This is a genomic window from Polaromonas sp. P1_G4, from assembly GCF_056405475.1.
The window spans coordinates 1-5763 of sequence record NZ_JBFUCA010000264.1; the positions used below are offsets into that span (position 1 = coordinate 1).

The following is a 5763-nucleotide window of genomic DNA, read 5'->3' on the forward strand; positions in this document are numbered from 1 at the left end:
GTGCCACACCTGTCTGAACCTTCAAGCACGCTATCGGCTTCGTCTGACACAGACTTAAGATTCTTCAGCATTTGTTGCTGTCCCGCCACAGGCCATCGCTTTAAACTCCGGCCTTAAAATCAGCGGTTTCCTTCAAGAATCTCGAAATCCCAACCAGGCCGCTCATGACCCAGTTCGCAAAAGAAACCCTGCCCATCAGTCTTGAAGAGGAAATGCGGCGAAGCTACCTCGATTACGCAATGAGCGTGATCGTTGGGCGGGCCCTGCCTGATGCAAGGGATGGCCTCAAGCCGGTACACCGGCGCGTGCTTTTTGCCATGCACGAGCTGAACAACGACTGGAACCGCCCTTACAAAAAGTCAGCGCGTATCGTCGGCGATGTSATCGGYAAGTACCATCCGCACGGCGACCAGTCRGTCTACGACRCCATKGTSCGSATGGCSCAGGACTTTTCCTTGCGCCACCTGCTGGTTGACGGCCAGGGGAATTTCGGCTCTGTCGACGGCGACAACGCTGCGGCCATGCGGTACACCGAAATCCGCCTGTCAAAAATCGCCCACGAACTGCTGGCCGACCTTGACAAGGAAACCGTCGATTTCGGCCCCAACTACGACGGCAGCGAGCAGGAACCGTTGGTCATGCCTACGCGTTTGCCGAACCTGCTGGTCAACGGATCAGGTGGCATTGCGGTGGGCATGGCAACCAACATTCCACCTCACAACCTCAACGAAGTGGTCGATGCCTGCCTTCACATGCTGAAAAACCCGGGGGCCTCCATTGATGAGTTGATGGAGATCGTGCCCGCACCTGACTTTCCCACGGGCGGCATTATTTACGGCATCAACGGCGTCAAGGACGGCTACCGCACCGGCCGCGGCAAGGTGGTCATGCGTGCCAAGTGCCATTTCGAGGACATCGACAAGGGCCAGCGCCAGTCCATCATCGTCGACGAGCTCCCCTACCAGGTCAATAAAAAGACGCTTCAGGAGCGCATGGCCGAGCTGGTGCATGAGAAGAAAATCGAAGGCATCAGCCATATCCAGGACGAGAGCGACAAGTCGGGCATGCGCCTGGTGATTGAACTCAAGCGCGGCGAAGTGCCCGAAGTAGTGCTGAACAACCTGTACAAGCAGACCCAGCTGCAGGACACCTTCGGCATCAATATGGTGGCACTGGTCAACGGCCAGCCCAAGCTTTGCAACCTGAAGGACCTGATCCAGGTCTTCCTGTCGCACCGCCGTGAAGTCGTGACGCGCCGCACCGTGTTCACGCTGCGCAAGGCGCGCGAACGCGGACACGTGCTGGAAGGCCTGGCAGTGGCCCTGGCCAATATTGACGACTTCATCGCCATCATCCGCAACGCCCCCACGCCTCCCGTCGCCAAGGCAGAGCTGATGCTGCGCCCCTGGGACAGCAGCCTGGTGCGCGAAATGCTGACCCGCACGCGTGCCGATGGCGGCGTGGTCAACGCCGATGACTACCGCCCCGATGGCCTCGAGAAAATGTTTGGCATGGGCAACGACGGGCTGTACCGCCTCTCGGAAACGCAGGCACAGGAAATCCTGCAGATGCGCCTGCAACGCCTGACCGGCCTGGAGCAGGACAAGATCGTGGCTGAGTACAAGGAAGTCATGGCTGAGATCGATGACTTGCTCGACATCCTGGCAAAACCAGAACGGGTTTCCATCATCATTGGCGAGGAACTGTCGGCTATCAAGCTGGAATTCGGCCAGACAAAGCTCGGCGCCCGCCGCAGCCAGATCGAGCACAGCTCGTTTGATCTCAGTACCGAAGACCTGATCACCCCCACCGACATGGTGGTGACGCTTTCCCACACCGGATATATCAAGAGCCAGCCGCTGTCGGAATACCGGGCGCAAAAACGCGGCGGCCGCGGCAAGCTGGCCACCGCCACCAAGGAAGACGACTGGGTCGACCAGCTCTTCATCGCCAACACGCACGATTACATTCTGTGCTTTTCCAATCGCGGCCGGCTCTACTGGCTCAAGGTCTGGGAAGTACCCGCCGGTTCTCGCGGCTCGCGCGGGCGTCCCATCGTCAACATGTTCCCTTTGCAGGAAGGTGAAAAAATCACCGTCGTCCTTCCTCTCACGGGCGAAAAGCGCAGCTTTCCGGCTGATCAGTACGTCTTCATGGCCACCTCGATGGGCACCGTGAAGAAAACCGCTCTGGACGAATTTAACAATCCGCGCAAGGCCGGCATCATCGCGGTCGACCTTGACGCGGGAGACTACCTGATTGGTGCGTCGCTGACTGACGGCAAGCACGACGTGATGCTGTTCAGTGACGGCGGCAAGGCCGTGCGCTTCGACGAAAACGACGTGCGCCCCATGGGCCGCAATGCGCGTGGCGTGCGCGGCATGATGCTCGAAGACGGCCAGGGCGTGATCGCCATGCTGGTCGCCGAAGACGAGCAGCAAAGTGTGCTCACAGCCACCCAGAACGGATATGGCAAACKCACGTCCATCACCGAATACACGCGTCACGGCCGCGGCACCAAGGGCATGATCGCCATCCAGCAGAGCGAGCGCAACGGCAAGGTGGTCGCAGCCACGCTGGTTCACGTGGACGACGAGATCATGCTGATCACCGACAAGGGCGTGCTGGTCCGCACGCGCGTCAGCGAAATCCGCGAAATGGGAAGGGCTACACAGGGTGTTACGCTCATCGGCCTTGACGAAGGTTCACAATTAAGCGGCCTTCAGCGCATCGTTGAAAACGATGCCTCGCTGGACGAACCCGATACTGAAACCGGTACCGGCACAGACACCCCCAACATCGAAAGTACCTGATGAAAATTTTCCTTACCGCTATCACGGTCGCTGCCATGGCCTGCGGCGCCACGGCTGTTCACGCGCAGGCAGCAGATCCAAAAACAGAGCTGGCCAAAAAAGTGGTCGCGCTGCAGCAAGGGCCGGAGCTTGACCGGTTGGTGAACCAGCTTGCGGGCACCACGGCGCAGGAACTCATTGTTAAATGGGCTCCAAAAATGGACGCAAATGTTCCCAAAGCCAAGCAGCCAAAAGCGTCTGAAGAACTTAACGCCGAACTCAAGAAATATGCCGATGATGCGAGCCAGCTGATCAGCAAGCAGGTCAGCAAAGTCAGTGCCGAATCGCTGGTACCCGCGTATTCAGAACGGTTCACACAGGAAGAACTCCAGCAGCTTGCTGCTTTTTTTGAATCACCTGCCGTCAAGAAATACCAGGCTACGGCGCCCGAGCTGGGCAATGTCTTTGTACAAAAGCTGGTAGAAGCATCGCGTGCCGACGTCCTCGCACGTGCCAAGCAGTTCGACGACGTGGCGCTGAAGATCATTGGCACCGGCCCCGCGCCGGGAGCAGGCAAGCCGCCCGCCAAGAAATGACCCGTCCTTTCAATTTTTCCGCTGGCCCGGCGAACCTGCCCGAAGAGGTTTTGCGGCAGGCGGCGGGCGAAATGCTGGACTGGCACGGCAGCGGCATGAGCGTGATGGAGATGAGTCACCGTGGAAAGGAGTTCATTTCCATTTATGAAAACGCGGAGGCCGATTTCCGCGAGCTGATGGCCATTCCGGCCCACTTCAAGATCCTGTTCATGCAGGGCGGCGGACTTGCCGAAAATGCCATTGTTCCCCTCAATGTCTCGCAGGGTCGTTCGGCCGATTTCGTGGTAACAGGCAGCTGGAGTGAAAAATCGCAAAAAGAGGCACGCAAGTATTGCGATGTCCAGCTCGCTGCGAGCAATGCAGACAACGGGCACACACTGCTACCACCTCCGTCCGGCTGGAAGTTGCGGCCGGACGCAAGCTACGTCCACCTGTGCACCAATGAAACCATCCACGGTGTAGAGTTTCAAAGCCTTCCGGACCTTAAGGCCTTGGGAAGCGATGCACCACTGGTCATCGATTTTTCCTCTCATGTAGCATCGCGGCCGGTTGACTGGTCTCTCGTTGGCCTGGCATTTGGAGGTGCACAAAAAAACCTGGGGCCTGCAGGTGTCACGCTGGTGGTCATCCGGGAAGACCTGCTTGGCCGTGCGCTGGCGATTTGCCCCAGCGCTTTTGACTACAAGACCGTAGCGGACAACCAGTCCATGTACAACACGCCCCCCACGTACGCAATCTACATTGCAGGCCTTACCTTCGCGTGGCTCAAGCGCCAGCAAGAAGGCGGCGCTACCGGCATTGCCGCAATGGAGGCGCGCAACAAAACCAAGGCGCAGCTTCTGTATGACGCCATTGACGGCTCGCAGTTTTATCTCAACAAGGTCGACAAAAACTGCCGGTCCCGGATGAACGTTCCATTTTTCTTGCGGGACGAATCACGGAACGACGCATTTCTCTCAGGCGCCAAGGCACGGGGCTTGCTTCAGCTCAAGGGTCACAAGTCAGTGGGAGGGCTGCGCGCCAGCATTTACAACGCCATGCCACTGGCCGGTGTCCAGGCACTGGTGGAGTACATGCGAGAATTCGAACAAAAACACGCCTAGGATGAAATGTTTTTTCGCCCTCATTATGGTTCGCTTTTCCGGCAGATTTGCAGCGCCCGCCGCATGGCCGGGTGGTCTCTGACATGACCACCCATCTTGCAGATTTACGCGTACAGATTGATGCACTGGATCGAGAACTGCTCGCCTTGCTGAATCGCCGCGCCCAAGTCGCGGAGCAGGTCGGCGAAGTCAAGAAGCGCGAGGGTACGCCCTTTTTCCGCCCGGACCGGGTTGCGCAGGTTATTGAGCAGATCCAGCAAGCCAATCAAGGGCCGCTCAAAAACGAACATGTTGCTGCCGTATGGCGCGAAATCATGTCGGCGTGCCTGGCACTGGAGTCTCCCGTACGCGTGGCATATCTCGGCCCTGCCGGCACGTTCAGTGAACAGGCGGCACTGCAGTTTTTTGGCGCCAGCATCGAGCACGTACCCTGTGTCAGCATCGACGAGGTTTTTCGTGCAACGGCTGCCGGCAGCGCCAGCTACGGGGTTGTGCCGGTCGAAAACTCGACCGAGGGCGTCGTGTCCCGCTCTCTCGACCTGTTCCTGAACTCCCCCCTGCACATCGTTGGCGAGATCAGCCTGATGGTGCGCCACAACCTCCTGCGGCTTTCCGAGTCCCTGGAAGGTATCGAAGCCGTGTATGCACACCCCCAGGCCCTGGCCCAATGCCAGGGCTGGTTGACCACGCACCTCCCCAATGTGGAGCGCCGGGCAGCCTCCAGCAATGCTGAAGGTGCACGCCTTGCCTCCACCAACTCCGCATGGGCCGGCATTGCCAGTGACCGGGCCGCCACCCAGTTTGGCCTGTATACGGCCGCCCACGCCATTCAGGACGACGCGTTTAACCGCACGCGCTTTGCCGTGGTGTGCCTGCCGCAAACACTGCCCTCCCCCCCCGTCTCCGGCAAAGACTGTGTCAGCCTGGTGGTCTCCGTACCCAACCGCCCCGGCGCCGTCCATGACATCCTGATGCCGTTGAAAGCCCATGGCGTCTCCATGACCCGCTTTGAATCGCGCCCGGCGCGCTCCGGCCAGTGGGAATATTATTTTTATATCGATTTGCAAGGCCATCCGTCGCAGGACCACGTCAAGGCGGCACTGGCTGACCTGCAACAAATGTGCGCCTTTTACAAGGTTCTCGGAACCTATCCTGTCAGCGATTAATGCACGAACTCACAAAACCCCTGGTACCACGACATGTTTGAACAATTAGGTCTCATTGGATGCGGCCTGATGGGCGGTTCTTTTGCGCTGGCTCTCAAGCGCGCCG

4 protein-coding genes are annotated in these 5763 nt (G+C 58.8%); all 4 read left to right on the plus strand.

Annotated elements, in window-relative coordinates; translation table 11 throughout:
* Positions 1-164: 164 nt before the first annotated feature.
* Entirely contained in the window at positions 165-2813 is a 2649-nt protein-coding gene (gene gyrA, locus AC1D1X_RS13830) for a DNA gyrase subunit A (protein WP_477698471.1), read from the plus strand.
* Complete coding sequence (locus AC1D1X_RS13835) at positions 2813-3388, plus strand: DUF2059 domain-containing protein (RefSeq protein WP_477667948.1); 576 nt, start codon at positions 2813-2815, stop codon at positions 3386-3388. Before gyrA ends, AC1D1X_RS13835 begins: the two co-directional genes overlap by 1 nt.
* The gene (gene serC, locus AC1D1X_RS13840; RefSeq protein WP_477667949.1) at positions 3385-4491 is read left to right on the plus strand and encodes a 3-phosphoserine/phosphohydroxythreonine transaminase; all 1107 of its coding nucleotides are present in this window, start codon (positions 3385-3387) and stop codon (positions 4489-4491) included. Before AC1D1X_RS13835 ends, serC begins: the two co-directional genes overlap by 4 nt.
* Before the next feature lie 83 nt (positions 4492-4574).
* On the plus strand, positions 4575-5657 hold the full coding sequence (gene pheA, locus AC1D1X_RS13845) for a prephenate dehydratase (RefSeq protein WP_477667950.1): 1083 nt from the start codon (positions 4575-4577) through the stop codon (positions 5655-5657).
* The last annotated feature ends 106 nt before the right edge of the window (positions 5658-5763 follow it).